The 19,395-nt window shown below is 63.5% G+C and carries 16 protein-coding genes and 1 pseudogene; 6 read left to right on the top strand and 11 right to left on the bottom strand.

What is annotated here, in order from left to right; translation table 11 throughout:
- Nucleotides 1-10: 10 nt before the first annotated feature.
- The 5 genes from ADIAG_RS02685 to ADIAG_RS02700 all read right to left on the bottom strand — a co-directional run bounded on the left by ADIAG_RS02685 (nt 11) and on the right by ADIAG_RS02700 (nt 5,481).
- A complete protein-coding gene (locus ADIAG_RS02685) occupies nt 11-1,438 on the bottom strand; it encodes an aldehyde dehydrogenase family protein (RefSeq protein WP_007269760.1) in 1,428 nt (475 codons plus the stop codon).
- Between the two features lie 95 nt (nt 1,439-1,533).
- Complete coding sequence (locus tag ADIAG_RS19850; protein WP_007269761.1) at nt 1,534-1,950, bottom strand: helix-turn-helix domain-containing protein; 417 nt, start codon at nt 1,948-1,950, stop codon at nt 1,534-1,536.
- Nucleotides 1,947-2,480 carry a cupin domain-containing protein gene (locus ADIAG_RS19855; protein ID WP_007269762.1) on the bottom strand — a complete coding sequence of 178 codons (534 nt, stop codon included), beginning with the start codon at nt 2,478-2,480 and terminating at the stop codon, nt 1,947-1,949. The genes ADIAG_RS19850 and ADIAG_RS19855 overlap by 4 nt, the downstream gene beginning before the upstream one ends.
- Nucleotides 2,481-2,588: 108 nt before the next feature.
- A complete protein-coding gene (locus tag ADIAG_RS02695; protein ID WP_007269763.1) occupies nt 2,589-3,854 on the bottom strand; it encodes a Fic family protein in 1,266 nt (421 codons plus the stop codon).
- A 484-nt stretch (nt 3,855-4,338) separates the two neighbouring features.
- The gene (locus ADIAG_RS02700; protein WP_007269764.1) at nt 4,339-5,481 is read right to left on the bottom strand and encodes an ROK family transcriptional regulator; all 1,143 of its coding nucleotides are present in this window, start codon (nt 5,479-5,481) and stop codon (nt 4,339-4,341) included.
- A gap of 210 nt (nt 5,482-5,691) precedes the next feature.
- Between ADIAG_RS02700 and ADIAG_RS02705 the strand changes: the two genes are divergently transcribed.
- Nucleotides 5,692-7,122: a sugar porter family MFS transporter gene (locus ADIAG_RS02705; protein WP_007269765.1), complete on the top strand. Its 1,431-nt coding sequence runs from the start codon at nt 5,692-5,694 to the stop codon at nt 7,120-7,122.
- 127 nt (nt 7,123-7,249) lie between these two features.
- Here ADIAG_RS02705 and ADIAG_RS02710 read toward each other — a convergent pair whose 3' ends face one another.
- The 4 genes from ADIAG_RS02710 to ADIAG_RS02725 form a co-directional block, all read right to left on the bottom strand.
- Nucleotides 7,250-8,263, bottom strand: coding sequence for a TAXI family TRAP transporter solute-binding subunit (locus ADIAG_RS02710; RefSeq protein ID WP_007269766.1), 1,014 nt, complete (start codon nt 8,261-8,263; stop codon nt 7,250-7,252).
- A complete protein-coding gene (locus ADIAG_RS02715) occupies nt 8,260-9,684 on the bottom strand; it encodes a sensor histidine kinase (protein WP_007269767.1) in 1,425 nt (474 codons plus the stop codon). The genes ADIAG_RS02710 and ADIAG_RS02715 overlap by 4 nt, the downstream gene beginning before the upstream one ends.
- Nucleotides 9,681-10,349: a response regulator transcription factor gene (locus tag ADIAG_RS02720; protein WP_007269768.1), complete on the bottom strand. Its 669-nt coding sequence runs from the start codon at nt 10,347-10,349 to the stop codon at nt 9,681-9,683. Before ADIAG_RS02720 ends, ADIAG_RS02715 begins: the two co-directional genes overlap by 4 nt.
- Nucleotides 10,350-10,971: 622 nt before the next feature.
- Nucleotides 10,972-11,220, bottom strand: coding sequence for a hypothetical protein (locus tag ADIAG_RS02725; protein ID WP_007269770.1), 249 nt, complete (start codon nt 11,218-11,220; stop codon nt 10,972-10,974).
- Nucleotides 11,221-11,272: 52 nt separating this feature from the next.
- Here ADIAG_RS02725 and ADIAG_RS02730 point away from each other — a divergent pair, with 52 nt between their 5' ends.
- Nucleotides 11,273-12,634, top strand: coding sequence for an RNA-guided endonuclease InsQ/TnpB family protein (locus tag ADIAG_RS02730; protein WP_007269771.1), 1,362 nt, complete (start codon nt 11,273-11,275; stop codon nt 12,632-12,634).
- A pseudogene (locus tag ADIAG_RS02735) lies at nt 12,573-13,202 on the top strand (MFS transporter); the annotation flags it as partial. The gene ADIAG_RS02730 and the pseudogene ADIAG_RS02735, both read left to right, overlap by 62 nt.
- 324 nt (nt 13,203-13,526) lie before the next feature.
- Here ADIAG_RS02735 and ADIAG_RS02745 read toward each other — a convergent pair.
- Nucleotides 13,527-13,796 carry a hypothetical protein gene (locus ADIAG_RS02745; RefSeq protein ID WP_007269774.1) on the bottom strand — a complete coding sequence of 90 codons (270 nt, stop codon included), beginning with the start codon at nt 13,794-13,796 and terminating at the stop codon, nt 13,527-13,529.
- A gap of 878 nt (nt 13,797-14,674) precedes the next feature.
- Here ADIAG_RS02745 and ADIAG_RS02755 point away from each other — a divergent pair.
- Together ADIAG_RS02755 and ADIAG_RS02760 are read left to right on the top strand one after the other, a co-directional pair.
- Nucleotides 14,675-15,910: an acyl-CoA dehydrogenase family protein gene (locus ADIAG_RS02755; protein ID WP_007269776.1), complete on the top strand. Its 1,236-nt coding sequence runs from the start codon at nt 14,675-14,677 to the stop codon at nt 15,908-15,910.
- 46 nt (nt 15,911-15,956) lie between these two features.
- On the top strand, nt 15,957-17,195 hold the full coding sequence (locus tag ADIAG_RS02760; protein WP_007269777.1) for an acyl-CoA dehydrogenase family protein: 1,239 nt from the start codon (nt 15,957-15,959) through the stop codon (nt 17,193-17,195).
- A gap of 21 nt (nt 17,196-17,216) precedes the next feature.
- Here ADIAG_RS02760 and ADIAG_RS02765 read toward each other — a convergent pair whose 3' ends face one another.
- Nucleotides 17,217-18,446 (bottom strand): hypothetical protein, encoded by a 1,230-nt coding sequence (locus ADIAG_RS02765; RefSeq protein ID WP_152426011.1) that lies wholly within the window; start codon nt 18,444-18,446, stop codon nt 17,217-17,219.
- A 131-nt stretch (nt 18,447-18,577) separates the two neighbouring features.
- Here ADIAG_RS02765 and ADIAG_RS02770 point away from each other — a divergent pair, with 131 nt between their 5' ends.
- On the top strand, nt 18,578-19,381 hold the full coding sequence (locus ADIAG_RS02770; RefSeq protein ID WP_007269779.1) for a hypothetical protein: 804 nt from the start codon (nt 18,578-18,580) through the stop codon (nt 19,379-19,381).
- Nucleotides 19,382-19,395: the final 14 nt, after the last annotated feature.

The raw sequence follows: 19,395 nt of genomic DNA on the forward strand, positions 1-19,395 counted from the left end.
TTCCCGTTCCTTAGTAGCTGATGACCTGGGGCTGGCCCAGGTGCTTGAGGCCGGCGACACCGAACTCCAGCCCGTAGCCGGACTGCTTGGCCCCGCCGAACGGCACACGAGGGTCCACGGCCCCGTGCTTGTTGATCCACACCGTGCCGGCCTGGATGCGAGCGGCGACCTCGCGGGCCGCCTCAAGGTCGCTTGACCAGACCGAAGCACCCAAACCAACCTCCAGGCCGTTGGCCATGGCCACTGCCTCATCAACGCTTGAATACTTGATGATCGGCAACGCCGGGCCGAACTGTTCCTGGGCGACCAGTGGGTTGTCGTTTTCGATGTCGGCGATCAGGGTGGTCGGGTAGAAGAAGCCTGGCTGTCCGGCAACGGGGTTGGCTCCGGTGAGCACCCGTGCGCCGGAATCCGTGGCGGCCTGCACCAGCTCGGCGACGATGTCGTACTGCGCCTTGTTCTGCAGCGGGCCCAGCACGTTGGCCTCATCCAAGCCCACGCCCATGGGCATCTTGGAGGCGACATCGGTCAGCGCCGCGCACACCTCTTCATAGATGTCCTCGTGCACGTAGAGACGCTTCAGTGCAGCGCAAGTCTGGCCGGTGTTGATGAACGCGCCCCAGAACAGGTCTTCGGCGATTGACTGGGCATCGGCGTCGGGCAGCACGATGCCGGCGTCGTTGCCGCCGAGCTCCATGGTCAGACGCTTCACGGTGTCGGCCGAGGAACGGATGATGGCCTTGCCGGTCGCGGTGGATCCGGTGAACATGATCTTGTCGATGTCGGCGTGGCCGGAAAGCGCCTCGCCCACATCGCGTCCGCCCGAGAGTACGTGCAGCACATTTTCTGGGAGTGCGGAGTTGATGACCTTCACCAGCGCCAGGACCGACAGCGGGGTGTATTCCGAGGGCTTGAGCACCACGGTGTTTCCCATGCGCAGGGCCGGGGCCAGCTGCCACACGGAAATCATCATGGGCCAGTTCCACGGGCCGATGGCACCCACCACGCCCAGCGGGCGGTAGTGCATCTCGGCCTTTCCTCCCTCGTCGTCCACCAGGATCTCGGGTTCGAGCTCGAACCCGGCGGTGGTGCGCAGCCAAGCGGAGCAGGCGCCGACCTCGAAGCGGGCGTTTGGCCCATTCAACGGTTTGCCCTGTTCGCGGGAGAGCAACACGGCCAGGGCCTCGGCATTGGCATCGACCGCATCGGCGGCGGCGTTCAGTGCTGCGCTGCGCTCGGCATGGGAGAGCGAGGCCCACCCCGGCTGGGCTTCGCGGGCAGCGATCACCGCCGCCTCAAGATCCGCGGTGGTGTGTTCCGGGGCCCGGCCCACGAGCTCGCCGGTCGCGGGGTCAAAGATTTCCCTGCCACCGGTGGCAGGTGCGATTGCCGTCAGCAATTCGGTATCTGTGGCAAAGGTGGTGGCAGCGTTGCTCATGGTGGGCTCCTGGTGTGTAGGGGATCAACTCTCCCCACCAGTGTGGCCCGGAACACAGGGGCAATGCTTGTCTTTGCCCGTATGATTCTTGTTCCCTAGCGCATCAGGGCCCCGGGGTCCTGCCGGTAATTGCTGGGTGAAGCCCCAAAGGCGGCGCGGAAGATCCGGCTGAAGTGGGCTGCGTCGATGAGTCCCCAGCGCACTCCGATCTGTCCGATCCCCACATGCGCGCAGAGCGGGTCTGCCAGGTCCCGGCGGCAAGCCTCGAGCCGTCGTTCGCGGATCCAGCCGGCAACGGTCAGCGAGGAGGCGGAAAAGATCTTGTGCAGCGTACGCGTGGCCATGTGGTGTGCGGCGGCAATGGCATCGGGGCCCAGCAGCGGGTCGGCCAAGTTCGCCTCGATGTGGTGCTGGACCCGGCGCAGCATCCTGGCGTGGTTATCGGTGCCTGAACCAGGGCGTGAATAAATCTCGTCGGCCAACAGTGTGGAGAGCAGGTCAACGATGTTCATGGCCAACCGGTGTCCAATGGGGCTTTTGAGCTCGGGCAGCTGCCCGGCGATGGAGGCAATGAACGGGGCGGATCGCCCCGGCCCAGCCGGTTCCCCTGGCCCATGGATACGGCGGTGAGCTCGGAGACGTCCTCGGAAGACAGCCCGAGCAGATGTTGCGGGAACATCAGCACCAGAGATTCGAAGGATGAGTCGAAGTTCAGCGTGTAGGGCCGCTGGGTGTCGTAGATGGCCACGTCGCCGGGGGAGAGCACCGCTTCGCGGCCGTCTTGCAGCAGTAGCCCGTGGCCCGCCAATTGCAGGCTCAGTTTGTAGTGGCCGGTGCCGCCGCGGGCGATCAGTGCGGGGGAACGCCGGACCGTCTGCGCATCGGCGTCAAGGCGCATGATCCCGACATCTTGCAGGATGCGTCCACCGATGCGACCGATAAACGGGCCGGAGCGCACCTGTTCGGTCTCGAGCGGCACGAAAGTCGAGGAAATCATGTCCCGCCACTGGGAGAAGGAGTTCGCTTCCTCGATCTGGTACATCCCCGAGTCCCCTTTGGTCTTTGCTCTTGCCCCGTTTCGATGTAGCTTACGCCACGGTGCCTGGCCTTGGACCCGGGCAGAAGACCACAGGACTCCCATGCTCCGGCGTCAGAGGCGCACACGCTTCCCGGCCCGCGCCGCGAATTCATCCAAGGCGGCGATCACTTGGGGTGACACCCACACTTGGTGGCCCTTGATGTGGCTGCTCGGACGAAGCGACCCGTTCGATTCCAATACCTCCAGATTTCGGTAGGCGGAGCTGGGGGACTGGCCCGTGGTTTCGGACAGCATGCGGGCAGTGATGGCAGGCTCGCGCACCATGAGTTCAATGGTTCGTTGCAAGCTGTCACTGGGATTGCGCGGCAGTGTGGCGTAGATTCCGGTCCGGATATCTTTAATGTCTTCAGCAAGTTTGCGCCCGTTGTCGGTGGCAGCGAACGTCGACTCGGCGAACATCTCAGTGATTGGACTGGGATCGCCGCTCTGATACGACCCCAATGCTTCGAAATAGGACTTTGTGTTCGCCAGCAGACCGGCTGAGACCGGGATGGTCACCTTTTCGGTGACCCCCTTGTTTCGGAGCAACGCACCAACCAGAGCGCGTCCGGTTCTGCCGTTTCCGTCGGGGAACGGGTGGATCGTCTCAAATTGGGCGTGGGCAATGGAGACTTGCAGCAGAGCAGGGATATCGTCCCGCTGCATGAATGCAACCAGATCTCCCAAGGCCTCCTCAACTGCTTCATGGCGAGGCGGCACAAAAATTGCGGAGTGCGGCGAACTTCCACCAATCCACACCGCGTCGTTTCGCAACTTGCCTGCGATTTCCGGATGGGAGCCCTGTAAAAGTGTTTGGTGCATGGCCAAGATGTTGTAGAGGTTGACTTCATCGGACAGGTCGAGGGCTGCTCTCATGGCGGCGACGTTTGAGGCGATCAGCGAAGCGTTGGCGCTGGAGCGGTCACCAAGCTGTGCCAAGGCAATACGTTTGGCTCCGGCTGTGAGGTTCTCGATTTCGGAGCTCGCAGCCGACTCACTGCGAAGTAAAAGTGCAGCAAAGGGCGCAGCGTCGTCGCCCAGATCGCGATCGAAGCGGACCATGTCGATCGTGGCTTCCTCAACCAGTGCGGATATACGGCCATCAACCTGCGGAATGGCATCTGCAATCGGTGGGACAACTGCGGCCAGATACGGGCCGCGCGCGCGGAGTCGCTGCCGGCGAGACTGAATGACATCTGGCTCGGCGGTCCAGGCAATTTCCTCGTAGCTGATGCTCGGCCAAACGTTGCCAGGCAATGGCCTTCCTGACCCTGGGCCGAGAACGGAGGCCAGCCGACCACTTTCAGAAGGCCCATCGGTCTTGCGCGGCTTAGCCATCGTGCCTCCTTGGGAATGCGTCTCTTCTATATTCCCAAGATTAGCAGTTTCCGGTGATAGAGCCTCGATAAATCCCGCCGAATTCGTGATTCCGGAGATCCGGCCAACTCCCATCCTCACTATTGCTGCGAATTGGAGGTCGAATCGTCAAGGATTCCGATCTTCGACGAGCCGTCCCGTTCCTCGACGGGCGGGGTGCCTTCGGTTGTTCCTGCCCTGGCAACGCATGATCGATGGTTTTCTCGGTGTAGACAGCCAATGACTCGACCGTGGCTGCTTGTGGCTACCGGCCCACGCCGCTGCCGTAGCCAGGTCCTGCCGCTATTTGTTCGGCGAATGTCCGTCTATTGGGAGAAGGAATGCGCTTCCTCGATCTGGTACATCCCCGAGCCCCCTTGGTCCTTGCCCTTGCCCCGTTTCGATGTAGCTTACGCCACGGCGCTGGTCGATCGGTGGGTGCCGGGAAGCAGGCAGCAACGAGGTCTCAGGAACGGTAACTACCCCAGAAATGGGATTGGGCCAGATCCCGGGCCGCTAAGCTGGCGCCGATCAGTGGCGCATCCTCGCCCAACGCGCTGGCCAACACGTCGAGGTCGGCGTTGAGCAGCAGCGGTTGCAAGGCTTGGTTGAACAGCTGGGTAAAGGCAGGGCTGCGGGCGATCGGTCCACTGAGCACCAGTGCCTGGGGATCGGTGATGGCTGCCATGTTGGCGATTTGCCGGGCCACGGCCTGAACAAAAAGCCGGGCGTTATCCGGTGCCGGGGTGGTGGCAAAAAGCGACAAGCATGCCGAAACGTCCAGCCGGTCGCTGCCGGGGGCAGCCGATCCGTATTCCAGCAGTTGATCGATCAGGCTTCGTCCGCCCGAGCGCAGGTAACTCAGCTCGCCGGCGGCGCCGTGCCGCCCGCGCTGGACGGTGCCGGACATGACCAGTCCGGCGCCGATGCCCGGACCCAGATAAACCAGAATGAGCTCGTCGATTCCGCGGGCGACACCGATGCGCTGTTCGGCCAGGGTCGCCCAGTTGACGTCGTTGTCCAGACGTACCGGGCCGTGGCAGACCTCGCGCAAGAGCGCGCCGATGTCTCCGCGTCCTTCCGGGAAGGCCGAGGCTGGCAAGACCACCGGACGCTGGGAGTGAGGATCCACCGGGTTTCCCTGTGAGGCAGTGGCTGCCAGACAGGGGGAGCCGGTGTCGTGGACCGCGGTGGTGACCAGATCCCGTAGCGTTCGCTCCAATTTGGCCGGCGTCGTGGAATCGGTCAGGTGAAGGGCGGTGTCATGCAGTACGGCGCCGCGCAGGTCGTGGGTTTGCACCTGGGCCTTGCCGGCTGCCGCGGTGAGCGACAGGGTGTGTCCGTACGCGGGATCCAGATCGTAGATCTCCGGGATCCGGCCCCGTTTCTTGACCGGGGGCGTATCGATGGTTCGCAACAATCCGGTTTCCGACAACCGGGTGGCGGCTTCCGATGCGGTGGGGCGCGAAAGTCCGGTGGAGGCCGCGATGGCGGTGCGTGAACTTGGACCATGGGTGAGCAGGTGGGCCAGGAAGAGCCGGTCGGTGGCTGCTGCCAAGGTCTGTGGCAGCGGCCTGGTCGAGGGCCCGGCGGGGGCACCTGTGATCATGGAGACGGTCCTTTGGTTAGGCTGTTTTTCAAATCTTATCGCAGTGCCTTATGCTGGAAATCACTATCTTTAGGCTCCTTTACTAATTGAGTCTTACCCATGAAGTCGAGGAGACCTCCAACGTGAATCAAAGCCGTGGGCTGTCGTATGCTCTGCAGGATGTTCCGGGTGTTTGCGTGACCGGGCTTTCCCCACGAAACCTGATGCCCTGTGCCTAAGGACAGGGAGGTTGCTGCCCCGATCGAGTCAGACGGACGGGTAACGCCCCGGCTGGTGGCCATGGCATCGACTGCCGCACTGGGTGGTTTCCTCTTCGGATTCGACAGCGCGATCATCAACGGGACCGTTGATGCGGTGCGTGAACAGTTCTCCTTGGGCTCCGGCCTGCTGGGGTTCACCGTTTCCTGTGCCCTGCTCGGCGCGGCCTTGGGGGCCTGGTTCGCCGGGGTGTGCTCGCAACGCTTTGGCCGGGTGCGCACGATGCTCATTGCCAGCGTGCTGCTCACCATCAGCGCGTTGGGCTGCGGATTAGCCTTTGGCGTGTGGGACCTGATCTTGTGGCGCTTTATCGGCGGCATCGGCGTGGGCTTTGCCTCGGTGATCGCCCCGGCCTATATTGCCGAGATCGCACCGGCGAAGCAGCGTGGCCGTCTGGGCACGTTGCAGCAGCTTGCGCTGGTCAGCGGCATCTTCTTGGCCTTCCTGCTCTCGGCCATGATCGCGTGGTTGGCTGGGGGCGCATCCGAGATCACCTGGTTCGGGTTGGAAGCCTGGCGCTGGATGTTCCTCACCGGGATAGTGCCATCACTGGTCTACGGGATCCTAGCCTCACGGTTGCCCGAGTCTCCGCGCTACTTGGTGGAGAAGAACGATGACGAAGGCGCCCGGAAGGTGCTGATCGACGTGGTGGGGATGTCGGCAGGAGAAGCAACCGACCAGAAAATCGCCGAGATCAAATCGACGGTGAACCTTGAACGCCGGCAACGCTTCGCCGACCTCTTTGGCGGCAAATTCGGGTTCAAGACCTTGATCTGGGTCGGCATTCTGCTCTCGATCTTCCAGCAGCTCGTGGGCATCAACGTGATCTTCTACTACTCGACCACGATGTGGAAGTCGGTCGGGTTCCAAGAGTCCGACTCGTTCATGATCTCCGTGATCACCTCGGTCACCAACATTGTGGCCACCATTGTGGCGATCTCGTTGGTGGACAAGGTGGGACGTAAGCTGCTGCTCCTGGTCGGTTCCGGGATGATGACCCTGTCACTGGGAACCATGGCCGTGGCCTTCGCCCAAGCCGTGACCGTCAACGGAGAGCTCAGTCTCCCGGGTCACTGGGGCATCGTTGCGCTGGTGGCAGCCAACCTGTTCGTCGTCGGCTTCGGCGCCAGCTGGGGACCTGTGGTGTGGGTGCTGCTGGGGGAAATGTTCCCCAACAACATCCGGGCACTGGCCCTTGGCCTGGGTGCGGCCGCGCAATGGATCGCGAACTTCGTGGTCAGCACGACCTTCCCGGCGCTCGCGGACCTGGGCCTGCAGGTGGCCTATGGCCTCTACGCAGGGTTCGCGTTGCTCTCCTTCCTCTTTGTCTGGCGCATGGTCCGTGAGACCAACGGGCGTCAACTCGAAGATATGACGCTCTGACCTAATAGACACCCCGCGGGGGACTAAAAGTCACCGGATCATCGCTCCGTGCATGTTTGTCCTTTCGAGGGCGGGCAGGCACGGAGCGATTTTTGTTGTCCCGGCGGAATGTTCCGGCCGTGCAGCACTACCCGTGCAGCGCCCGATACGCGGCGGCCGCCGCGGGGTGCAGCGGGATGTCGGCGGTGTTGATCAGCGAATCAGCACTGAGAAACTGCACCCCGACGCTGGAGTGTGGAATCAGTTCGTCGCCGTGCCCCACCAGCAGCTTGACGGTGGCCCCTGCCGTCTCGTCGTCCAGGTCCATGCGGCACAGCAGCAGGTTGGCGACCCCGACGGTCCACACCGCCTCGATGCCCGCGTAGCTTCCCGCCGGGATGAGCACCTTGTCGTAAAAGGCCCCGTACTTCTGGCGCAGCCCGGGCAACAGCTCGGAGAGATCAAGCAGCGCGAAACCGGTTTCCTCGTGGGCCTTCGCGATGGCCGCGGTGGGAACCCCGCCGGACCAGAACAGGGCATCGACCTCCCCGGCAGCCAGTGCCGCGATCCCGTCGTTGAGTCCCAGATCGCGCACCGTGGTCTTGGACCCGCGCTTCGAGGTTCCTTCGATGCGCGTGCGCAGTCCGGCGACCTCGAAAAGTCGCGGGGTGATCAGCGAGGTGCCCGAGCCCGGCATGCCTACCGCCACGGTGCGCCCGGCCAGGTCCGCCAGCGAGGTGATGGAACTGTCCCTGCGCACCACCGCATGGACGTAGTTCTCATAGACCTTGCCCAGGGCCGCGATCTGTCCGGGGTTCTTGCTGCCCGGTCCGCCCTCCAGCGAGGCGGCATCGGCCAGCGCAACGGCCAGGGTCGCCTCGCCGCGCAGCAACGTGCCCACATTCTCCAGGCTGCCACCGGTGGAGAGGATCGAGGTGGTGTCGGCGAGGCGGTGGCGTTGCAGCGAGTCGGCCAGCAACGTCGCGAATTCCAGATAGAAGCCGCCCGGTTCCCCGCCGGCGACCACGATGTCCTTGCGGTCGGTCCCGGTGGTGCACGAGGTCATGGCAGGGGCGAGAATGCCGGTGAGACCTGCGGCCAATCCGGCGCGCAGCAGCGTGCGCCGGGAGAAGGGGGTGTGGATTCCCCAGGACGTGTTCATCGGCGGTGCCCCATTTCCTGGGCCGGGTGGCCGGCGTCGAAGACGATCCGCGCGCGCAACCCCGTGGGTTTGTTGGAACCCAGGACCAAGTGGGCGCCGTTGGCCGTGGCCAGCTTGTCCACGATGGTCATGCCCATCCCGGTGCCGCGGATCGAGGAATGGTCCGGGGAGCGCCAGAAGCGGGTGGTGGCAGCCGCAAGCTGTGCCGGTTCCAACCCGGGGCCGGAATCGGCGATTTCGATGATGATCCGCGGCCCGACCCGCAGCAGCGTCGCGGTGACCTCGGTGCCGGGGGCATATTTCAGGGCGTTGTTCAGCAGCTCGCCGAGCATTTGGGCCAGTTCGACCCTGTTGCAGTCGATCTCCAGGCCCGGATCCGCTTCGGCGCGAAGGATCAGGGTGTTTCCGGAAAGCAGTGCTGCGGGTCTGGCCCGGTCCACTTCCTCGCCGAGCACCAGCAGGGGGTTCACCCCGCCGGCGAGCAGGGCGCGGTGCCCTCCGGGGGCCGAGTCCTCGATCACCCGGTGCTCGGCGACGGCCAGGCGCAGCACCGAATCCAGGATCTCTTCGACGCGCTCGAGCTCGGCCAGCACCCCGGCCCCGGCTTCTGCCTCGTCCTGGTTCTTGAGCTTGAGCAGCAGCAAGTCCACGCGCAGGCGCAACGCGCCGACGGGGTTGCGCAGATGATGGGAGGTGTCGGCGATGAGCTGGCGCTGGGACTCGATGACCTCGCCCAGGGTGGCGGCCATGGCGGTGAAGGAGCGGGAGAGCTCGCGCAGTTCAGGTGGGCCTGCCTCCGGGAGGCTGGAGGTCCGGCCGGTGTCCTTGAGCTCGCGCACCGCGGTGCCCAGATGCTGCACCGGGCGCAGTACCCAGCTGGTGACCCGTCCGGCGCCCAGCAGCAGCAACGCGGCCAGCGCGAGCGTCGCAACCCCGGTGACCAGCCAACGGGTGCGCAGCGTGGCCCGCGCCGCGTCGGGGTTCACTTCCATGATGGCTTCGCCCATCACCTGGCTGGCGGATCCGAAGGATCGGGAGATCAGCTCCCTGCCGGTCCCGAAGGGGGTGACCGGGTCCAGCCCGGTGTCCGAGAGGTTCAGCGAGGCCCGCGCCAAGGCGTCGCGCACGTCCGCGCGTTCGGGATCCAACCCGCCGGAGACCAGGGTGCCGGTCTGCAGGCGTACCACCAGCCCCTCGTCGTAGAGATCTGAATAGGTGTCCATATCTCGTTGCAGCACCGTGGTGTCTGAATCGGTGGCGGCGTCGAAGGCCACCTGCGCGATCCTGTCCAGCGAGGCTGCCCGGTTGATCTGCAGCGTCGAGGTCAGGTCCCGGCCGGCGGAGGAGAGGATGACGTAGGAAAAGATGAGTACCAGCAGCAGCACCAGCACGCTGAGTACACCCAGGACGCGGAGCTTCACCGGGGGTCGGCTTCGATCCGGTATCCGACCCCGCGGACATTGACGATGAATCCGGGCAGCGAGAGCTTGGCGCGCAACCCGGTCAGGTGCACGTCCAATGCGCGGGAGGAAGCCAGGAAGGCATCGCCCCACAGGGCGTCGAGGATCTGTTCCCGAGTCACCACCGACCCGGCATTTTTGGCCAGCAGGGCCAGCAGGTCGAACTCGGTGGGGGTCAAGGATAGTTCCCGGCCCGCGGCTTGCGCCACGCGCCGGTCCAGGTCGATGGACAGTTCCCCGATGCCCAGGTGGGTTCCCTTGCGGCCGCCGGCAATCATCGCCCGCCGGGTGACGGCCTCGATCCGGGCGAGCAGTTCCGCGAGCTTGACCGGTTTGATCAGGTAGTCGTCGGCACCCGAACGCAACCCCAGAACCACGGAGCGTTCGTCGTCGCGTGCGGTGAGGATCAGGATGGGGGCGTCGGTGACCTGGCGCAGTTTGCGCAGCACCTCGAGCCCGTCCATGTCGGGCAGCCCCAGATCCAACAGGATCACATCGGATTCGCGGTGCCGCAGCAGCGCATCGGTACCTCGGGAGACTCGGGTGGCGTGGTGTCCGGTGGAAGACACCGCCGCGGTGAGCGCCGCGGCCATGGAATCATCGTCTTCAACGATGAGTACGTCCATGGCGGTGGTCCTTGAATGTTGGGTGTGGGTCGGGTGAGTCGACGGGAGAGACCGGGGGCGGAGTGCGGAAATGAGCAGGGAACAGACAGCCCACGGGCGCGCCTGGGGGCGTCTTGGACATTATCATTTTTGCGCCGCCGGCGTATGCGGGGCATGATGGAACAGATACATTGCCACGCCATATGCAGACCTTCAGGAAGTAAAAGAAATCGACTCCCGCGCTGGTCGGAGCCCCGATGCACTAGGACGAACGCGCCCATGGTCAATGCTGCCGTGGAGAACATGAAGAAGATGCCGCGACCCGGCGCCCGCACCGAGGCCGCCGGGTCGGCAGAAACCGCCGCGCCGGGAGCAACAGGCGGGGGCTCGGCATTAAACCTCGTGGAGTGGTTCGATCTGCAAGAACGAAGTCGAGAGCGCCCGCCGGTTCGGGGAATCGCGAGTTGGTGAGTGAGCGCTGAGACTTCGGCGACTGATGGTTTGGCATATACCGCCGGACAGTGCCCGCGCTGGGGCCGCCGACGGTTCCGTAATGGTGGGAACGTGACCGGAAGTGCCTGCCCGGCAAGAAACGTTGAACACGTTCGTGGTGGTGTTACGGCGCAGGATACTGCCGGGGTCCCTAGGGAAAGCTGGCCAGACAAATCGGTTCGATGGTGGGATGGACAATTGCCCGCGGGGGAACGTGGTCGTGTTCGCGGTCGGATTCCGTCAACTCGGCCCCGAAGGCCGCTGATACCTTTTCCATGGCCTGATGGTACGTGTTCCGCACCGCTTCGTCGAAGACGCCGCGACGCAGCAGAGCGGGGGACGAACACAGGGTGCCTTCCCCGGGTTCGGGTGCCGTCCTCGGGGTGCGGAAGTTGTCCACAGTCCTGGGCGCGGTCCATGACGGTCGGCCTACACCTGGGGAAAATGGAAGTATGGAATCCGGCAGGAGAAATTACCGTTTCCGAGTGTATCCCACGCCCGGACAGGCCGCTGCCCTGGAGCGCCAGGGGCACGCTGCCCGTGCACTGTGGAACCTACTGCATGCTGCTTGGGAGGCCAACGGCTTCCGCGTGGGATTAGACTGGTACACGCAAGAAATCAAGAACATCCGCAAGGATGCGGAGTATATCTGGTTCGCCGACCTCCCCGCCCAAGCTGCCCAGGCCGTGTGGAAAGACTATTTTCAGGCGTGGAGGAACTGCTGGAACCCCGAACACCCCGCGAAGGCCCCCGTGTTCAAGAAGCGCCATACGCGCATGGGCGTAGACATCCCCCAAGCCAGCCACTTCAAGCCCACCAGGATCAATGACAAGTACATCACCGTCAACGTTCCTTTGGCCGGGAAGATCAGGGTTCGACTGCACCGCAAGGTGGATTTCACCCAGGTCACCGGGGCCCACCTGAACCGTGACGGACTCGGCTGGCACATCACCCTTCGCACCAAGACAGGGCCCATCATCAAGCCCACCGCCCACAAACGCGCGGCGATCGGCATCGACCGTGGGGTCACCGTCCCCCTGGCATTGTCCGACGGAACCAATTTCTGGCACCCGGACTTCACCACCGCCACCGAGCGGACCACCCTGCTACGCCTGGAGCGCCGGCTGGCCCGGCAGGAGACCCGGCGCAAGAAAACCAACGCCCGGACTAGCAACCGGCAACGCCGAACCCGCGAGGCAATCTCCGCCATCAACAGCCGCCAGACCCGCCGGCGCAAGGACTTCCTAGACACGGCCTCCCGCAAGATCACCACCGATTACGCACTGGTTGTCCTAGAAGAGCTGGACATCGGAAATTTGACGGCCAGGGCGAAACCCAAGCCCGATCCTAAAAAGCCCGGCGTCTGGCTGCCCAACAATGCTGCCGCCAAGACCGGGCTCAACAGGTCCATCCTCAACGAGGGCTGGGGTGGATTCCGTCGCATGATCACCTACAAGGCCGCGGAACACGGTGGGCAAATCGTCACCGTTGATGCGCGTTACACGAGCCAGACCTGTGCCAATTGCCGCACCAGGGGAATCCGCGAGAGCCAAGCGAAATTCCGCTGCACCACCAGCACCTGCCACATGTTTGGGATCACGGTGAATGCAGACACCAACGCAGCAGAAGAAATCGAAACCCGGGGCACGGAATTGGCCTCGTCAGACACCACTGTGGCCACCGCCCCACCAGCGCCCACCACCGTGTCGATCCCACCAGCGAAGGTGCCAATTGAATCCCCACCTTCAGTGATTGGTAATTCACACTTACACCAACTTCATCTTGAAGTTCATGAACGATACCTCCGGCATTGACAAGACCCAGACCTCGGTCATCAACTTCTGGGCGCTGTTCATCTTCATGCTGCTGCAGCCGGTCTACGGCATCATCTCCGACAAGGTCGGCCGCAAGCCGCTGCTGCTCTGGTTCGGGATCACCGGTGTGCTGTTCACTTGGCCGCTGCTGTCGCTGCTGGCCAAGACCCAGAACCCGGTGTTGGCCTTCGTGCTGATGATGGGTGGGCTTCTCATCGTCGGTGGCTATACCTCGATCAACGCCCTGGTGAAGTCGGAACTGTTCCCGGCATCCATCCGCGCCCTGGGCGTGGGACTGGGCTATGCGATCGCGAACTCGCTCTTCAGCGGCACCGTCCCGCTGATCGGCGCCGCCTTGCAGAAGGCCGACCGCATCGACCTGTTCTTCACCTATGTCACGGTGGCCATCGGCATCTCGCTGCTGGTATACATCTTCGCGCTGAAGAACAAGACGACCTCGCACCTGGACAAGGAGCAGGGCCATGCCTGGACCGGCAAACCCGCCGAAAGTGCCGGTCAAGACGCCAAGGATTCGGATGACGATAAGAATGACCTCGTCGACGCCTAGTCCCGCCGGTGCGGTTCCTCGCAAACGCCAGGGAACCCCCGGATAAAGCCATCCGCCAATGCGCGTCCCAACGTGTTGACGGATGGCTTTTTCGTGCCCGGGTGTTTCAGCAAAGATCCTGGCGGCGGCCCGTTGGGCAGATCCGGTTGCCCGGCGTGGACGTCGAAGAGTTCCGTGGGGTGGGCGTGGAGCTGTGCCAGGGTCATGCGGCGGGTGAAGGACCGATCCCCGTGGGTCGGGAAGGGCATGGGATGATCCTGCGCGGCAGGGGATTCGGACTCGAGCTTCCGGCCCAGCCCCGACAGCACCCGATGGAGTTTTTGGTCATCTAGGGCGGCAGCCGCGGCGGCGATCGGTGAGGCGGCTACTGGGGCGCGCACCACCCCAGTAGGCGAAGACTCCGTGGAAGAGCAGTTTCTCGGTGCGGGCGTCGCCGGCCACGATGCCGGCCCGCTCCCGGTCCACGGTTGCCTCCTGGTGTTCTCCGTCGCTGCGTGCCGGGGTGCGGCGCGCGGCGCGGATGGTCCGGCGCAGGTCCTCGAGGGCCGGCTGGCCGGCGATCCCGGCTGCCGTTGGATAGACCTGGCAGGCCACGGCAGGTGCCGGCTCGGAGGCAAAGAGGTCGGCGCCTGTTAAGAGACCTTGATGACTGGCGAGACGACTGGGACAACGACATGTGCAGTGCATATATCGGGTCATCCGAAGAAGCCGAAGGCCTCAGTTGTAGTCTCCAATTGTTGAATGCAAAGTTCATTGCAGATCGAACGAAGACCAGTGTTTCTGCCCTAATGGAAGTGGCGTCCCCGATGTACAAAGGTGCACCGCCGGACTCCATCAAACAGAGTGTTGCTGAGGTGCTTACGGACTCGATTCGAATTGGTACGGCGCACGACGAATACTCTGAAATGGACTGCCCCATTGATGATCAGTGCGCATCCTACGTCATGGCATTGCTGCTATTGATTGGCCGTATGACTGACAAGCTTTCAACCGGGGAAGCTTACAACCATTAGTCCGGGTCGCTGGGGCCTTTCGAAGTCTTGGAAGCACTTAGCGTGATCGACATCCATCCGTCTGTATGGCGCGTGGTTTCCCATAAACGTCGTTTGCGACTCTCGTGTCCTCCACTATTTGCCAGCGAACTGTCCATCGTGGGTGATGCCGAGCGAACAACAGTGGCTCAGCAGTGTCCAGTCTCCAAGGTGGGTCTAGGTTGAACATCGCCCGACATGTGTAACGCAGCATTGATACAACTAGAACGCGCGAGAACAAATCAATGACTTCCGATGTCTCTGTGTGTTGCGCCGGTGACGCACGATGACATCTCCCGCGCCATGGAAAGGCCTTTGGATGCCCTCGATGACGCCTCATGACTGTGCACTTCGCTGTGTGAATCGGCAGGTGCACAAGCCCCTCAGAGATTCCTAGGATCAACTCATTGATTCGAAACGAACTCTCGAAGGAGCCACCTCATGAGCACCATCACCCTTGACGCCCGCTCACTGCCACGCACCCCCTGGCACGGACACGCAGAAGAATCCGAACTTGGCCATTGGTCGGCCGTCGCCCGTACCGTAGCCGAGGCCCTGGCCGTCGACGCACTGGCCCGAGACAAAGCCAATGCGGAGCCGTTCTCCGAAGTCGGCTTGCTGCGCGACTCCGGGCTGCTGAATCTGTTGGTGCCGACCGAATTTGGTGGCGGCGGCGGACATTGGGAATCGGCATTCGCCGCAGTGCGCATCATTGCCACGGCCGACGGGTCGATCGCCCAGCTGTTGGCCTACCACTACGCCAACCAGGCAAGCATTGCCTTCTATGCCGACCCTGCCAACCAAGGCGCGTGGTTTGCCCGCAGCGCCGCGGACGGCTGGCTGTGGGGAGACTCGGTCAATCCCGTGGACCCGGACCTGCACTTAGTGGCAGAAGGCGACGGCTACCGACTCAACGGACTCAAGCGCTTCTCTACTGGATCCAGCGTGGGCGACGTGATCGTGATCAACGCAGCGGTTACCGGCGGGAAGAACGACGGCAAGGTGCTGGCTTTCGTGCTGGAACGCACCCGTGAAGGCCTCGAATTGCTCGGCGACTGGGATCACCTGGGCCAGCGTTTATCTGCCTCGGGCTCGGTGAAATACCACGACGTTTTCGTGGCCCCGCAGGACGTACTCGGTGAGGTCACCGCCGAACCCATCGCCACACTGCTGACTCCCGGGTTGCAGCTGGCCTTCGGCAACTTCTACCTCGGCATCGCCGAAGGTGCGCTGAGCGCGGGTCGTGCAATCCTGCTCGAACGAAAGAATTCTTGGTTCCTCTCCTCCGCGGACACCTACGCCCAGGATCCGGTGTTTCAGCGGATTCTCGGGGAGTTGAAGGCTCGCACCGCGGCCGTCGGGGCCCTGGCCGAGAAGCTCAACCGCCGCTTCGATACCGAAGTGGGCCGCGCCGGTGACCTAGATGAGGCCCAGCGCGGAGATATTGCGGTGGCGATTGCCGAGCTCAAGGTCGTCGCCACCGAGGCTGCGCTCGAGGTCGCCAACCGGATCTACGAAGTCACAGGTTCCAGCTCCACCAAGAACGACGTGGGCCTTGACCTGTTCTGGCGCAATGTCCGCACTCACTCGCTGCACGATCCCGTCGATTACAAGAAGATCGAGGTCGGCACCTACTTCTTGCACGGAACCAACGCGCCGCTCTCGCTTTACACCTAAAAATCGGCACCTTTCCCCGAATCCGAGATCCTCCAGGAGGCCCCGTATGAGCACCACCACCTTGAACCAATCCCGACTCACACGTCTGTCCGCCCGCTTCGCACCGGTGTTTGCCACCATCGCCGCCGGGGCAGCTGCCCGCGATGCCGACCGTTCCCTGCCGTACCAAGAAATTCGTGAACTTGCTGCCTCCGGCTTTGGCGCGCTGCGCGTCCCCGAATCCCACGGCGGGGCAGGGGCCACCCTGTCCGAACTTTTCTCCCTGCTCACCGATCTGGCAGCTGCCGATCCAAATCTCACCCAGGCGCTGCGCGCCCACTTTGCCTTCGTCGAGGATCGATTGGTCGCCGCCGAGGGCCCCGAGCGTGAGCGCTGGCTGGAACGCTTTGCCGCAGGAGAACTGGTGGGCAACTCCTGGACCGAGATCGGCACCGTGGCCCTGGGCGAGGTGAACACCAAGGTCAATCCCGATTCTCAGGGCGGATTCACCGTCACCGGAACCAAGTACTACTCCACCGGAAGCATCTTCGCCGATTGGATCGATACCTATGCCGAACGAAGCGACAGCGGCAAACGGGTCATCGCGGTCGTGAACGCCCACCAGCCCGGCGTGCAGCTGGGCGACGACTGGGACGGATTCGGCCAACGCACTACAGGAACCGGCACCTCCACGTTCACGGCCGCGGTGGTGGAAGAAACGAACATCATCGACTTCGATACCCGCTTCCGCTACCAGACTGCGTTCTACCAAGTGGTGTTGCTCGTCGTGCTGGCCGGCAGTGCGCAGGGCGGGGCGCAGGACTTCGCCGCGGAACTCGCCGCCCGCAAGCGGACCTTCAGCCACGGAGCCGCAGCGGTCGCCTCCGAGGATCCGCAATTGCTGCAAGTTATCGGTGAAGTGTCCGCCGCAGCCTTCGTTGCTAAGTCCACGGTGATCGCCGCGGCCCAGGGGCTGGAAGCTGCCTACCAATCCGCACTGGGGCTGCGTCGCGGTGAGATCGATCTTGAGGCGGACATTGCAGCCAACGATGCCGCCGAGCTCGCCTCCGCTCAAGGGCAGGTGGCGTTGACGCCGTTGGTGACCACCGCGCTGTCTCGGGCCTTCGATGCGTTGGCGGCCTCGGCCACCATCACCTCCAAGAACCTTGACCGGCATTGGCGCAATGCCCGCACCGCGGGAAACCACAACCCGTGGGTGTTCAAGGCCCGGCTGGTGGGCGAGCACGCGGTGCACGGACGGGAACTGCCGCGCGTCTGGGCTATTGGCGCTTCCGGCGGAAAATAACGCAGGTACCCCCGCGGCCGCTCAGCCCGAGGCCCCCGCATACCCGGGGTCGATGTCCTTGGGGTCCGCATAGTGGACCGGCTCGCCCGCGCGTTCAATGAATTCGAAGGCGATGATCTTCTGCAGGGCCGGAGGCACCGTGTAGTTCGTACCGATCTCCACGATGCCTTCGGCGGCCAAGGTGTTCAGTGCAGCTAAGGTGTGCACCATGCCCATGTCCTGCGGGGACGGGTCCTCGGGTATCCATGCGGCTAGGTCGGCGACGGGGAACCCGTCCCCGAGGCACGCATGCACCAGGATGTCGGCAGTGATCTCCTCGGCACCGGACAAACGGGCGTTCCCTCCCGCGTATTCGGGGTTGGTGAAGCGGCGGATCATGGCCAGTGCCACGTCCCGCAGCAGGATGACCAGGGCTTGCGCGTCGTCGGGGTTGGTGAAGTAGGACAGCGCGTTTCCACTGGCGGAGGCCTTGGAACCGTGGATCTCGATGGCGCCGATCTCGAGCAGCGACTCCCAGTACAAATCCGCAAGCGGGATATCTTGGGCGCGCATGGCTCGCTGCGCCGCCGTCAGTTCCCGGGAAGATTCGATGGGACTTCCCTCGACGTCGAGGGCCGCAACATCCAGTGCCGCGGCCGCCGCCTCGATGTCCTGGCTCGTCAGCCTTCCGGATTCCGTGACGTCGCGTTGGCTGCCGAACCAGTGCAGGAAGCCATGGGTCCGCCGTGCCAGGGGCATCGCCACCAGGACGGAGAGCAGCTCTTCGCGGGGGATCGCCGGGACCTCGAAGGGGGCTTCGTCTCCAACCGTTTCGGGGCCGACGTTCAACAGTGCCAGCAGCAGCTGCTGGACGGAATCTGATTGCAGCTCGGTGCCGCCCCAATGGTGGGCATCTTCCAGGAACTCCACATAGCGCAGCAGCAGCTGCAGTACGAATGTGCTGTCGTCTGCAGGGACGGTTGGCAGATGGGCCTCGAGGGTAGCCGCGACCTTATGAGTTTCCAGGACCACTGGGGTGGGGCCGGGAGCTCCGTAATGCTTCATGAATTCGGAGAGGACGGGCAGTTCGCGGCCGGTCGGCGGGATCACCATGCGGGTGTGCAGCCACGCCGCGAATTCTGCGGACAGGTCCTGCCCCGCGGCGCGGGAACGGAACGCGTCGATGCTGACGATGTTTTTGGATGCGGAGGCCCGTGCAGGGTGCCCTGGTTTGGAGGCACGGGAGGTCGACGGTTTTTTCTTCTTGGACACGTGGACTCGCATTCACTTCGGACGGGGGAGAACTGAACGTTCCACAACACTACAACGGAACGGCGAGCAACACCGGGGAAGGCATCTGGACGAAGAGTTGACTGACATGGGAGATTTGAGCTGTGGACAAAATGACAGATGAAATTGAACTCAAGACTCTGGACCGCGCCCGGGAACAGCTGGCCACCATGCTCGAGTTGGTCGAGCGCGGCCAAGTGCGCTGCAGTGCCGCCACCAAGAAGCCAACGGCCGCCACCATGAGAATGTTGGCCGAGGCCTTGCCGGGAGGTGACTTTTACGCAGACGAACACCTGTGCGCCTTTGCCTGGCCGTTGCTGCTGCAGGCCGGTGGGCTGGCGTCGGGAACCAAACTCGAACTCACGGCCAAGGGCAGGACGGCACTGAAGAAGGACCCGGATGAGGTCCTGCTGGGTCTCTGGGACCGCTGGGTCAAGGCCGGGGTGATCGATGAGCTCAGCAGGATCGAGGCCGTCAAAGGTCAGCGTCGAACCAATGTGCTCTCCGGGCTGAAAAACCGCCGGTTCATGGCCGCGGAGGTTCTGTCGGTGTTGTCAGTAAACGAGTTCACGATGGTGACCCAAGCCCATAGCGACTCGATCGGTGACGGCGCTCACTTCACGGTGGTGCGCAACGACATGGCGGCGTTCAAGCTGTACATCGAGGATCCGCAATATGGCAGCCTTGGGTACGATCACGTCGACTTCGAAGGAACGGTCGACCGGCGCTATCTCATGGTTCTGCTCTTTGAATACGCTGCGACCTTGGGTCTGGTTGACGTGCGCTACGTAGATTCGAACTTGGCGTTGGACGACTACGAAGATTTCTGGGGGACCGAGCAGCTGACCAGGCTGAGCCGTTACGACGGTTTGCGTGCGGTGCGCCTGACGACCTTGGGACAACGAGCCAAAGGGTAGCCAACCGTGGGGAC

The organism is Paeniglutamicibacter gangotriensis Lz1y, from assembly GCF_000348945.1.
In the GTDB taxonomy this organism is placed as follows: domain Bacteria; phylum Actinomycetota; class Actinomycetes; order Actinomycetales; family Micrococcaceae; genus Paeniglutamicibacter; species Paeniglutamicibacter gangotriensis.

What these genes read in the sequence shown, in the direction of transcription:
- ADIAG_RS02685 (WP_007269760.1), bottom strand. Translation starts at nt 1,438, where the DNA reads ATGAGCAACGCTGCCACCACCTTTGCCACAGATACCGAATTGCTGACG.
- ADIAG_RS19850 (WP_007269761.1), bottom strand. Translation starts at nt 1,950, where the DNA reads ATGAACATCGTTGACCTGCTCTCCACACTGTTGGCCGACGAGATTTAT.
- ADIAG_RS19855 (WP_007269762.1), bottom strand. Translation starts at nt 2,480, where the DNA reads ATGTACCAGATCGAGGAAGCGAACTCCTTCTCCCAGTGGCGGGACATG.
- ADIAG_RS02695 (WP_007269763.1), bottom strand. Translation starts at nt 3,854, where the DNA reads ATGGCTAAGCCGCGCAAGACCGATGGGCCTTCTGAAAGTGGTCGGCTG.
- ADIAG_RS02700 (WP_007269764.1), bottom strand. Translation starts at nt 5,481, where the DNA reads ATGATCACAGGTGCCCCCGCCGGGCCCTCGACCAGGCCGCTGCCACAG.
- ADIAG_RS02710 (WP_007269766.1), bottom strand. Translation starts at nt 8,263, where the DNA reads ATGAACACGTCCTGGGGAATCCACACCCCCTTCTCCCGGCGCACGCTG.
- ADIAG_RS02720 (WP_007269768.1), bottom strand. Translation starts at nt 10,349, where the DNA reads ATGGACGTACTCATCGTTGAAGACGATGATTCCATGGCCGCGGCGCTC.
- ADIAG_RS02730 (WP_007269771.1), top strand. Translation starts at nt 11,273, where the DNA reads ATGGAATCCGGCAGGAGAAATTACCGTTTCCGAGTGTATCCCACGCCC.
- ADIAG_RS02755 (WP_007269776.1), top strand. Translation starts at nt 14,675, where the DNA reads ATGAGCACCATCACCCTTGACGCCCGCTCACTGCCACGCACCCCCTGG.
- ADIAG_RS02760 (WP_007269777.1), top strand. Translation starts at nt 15,957, where the DNA reads ATGAGCACCACCACCTTGAACCAATCCCGACTCACACGTCTGTCCGCC.
- ADIAG_RS02770 (WP_007269779.1), top strand. Translation starts at nt 18,578, where the DNA reads ATGACAGATGAAATTGAACTCAAGACTCTGGACCGCGCCCGGGAACAG.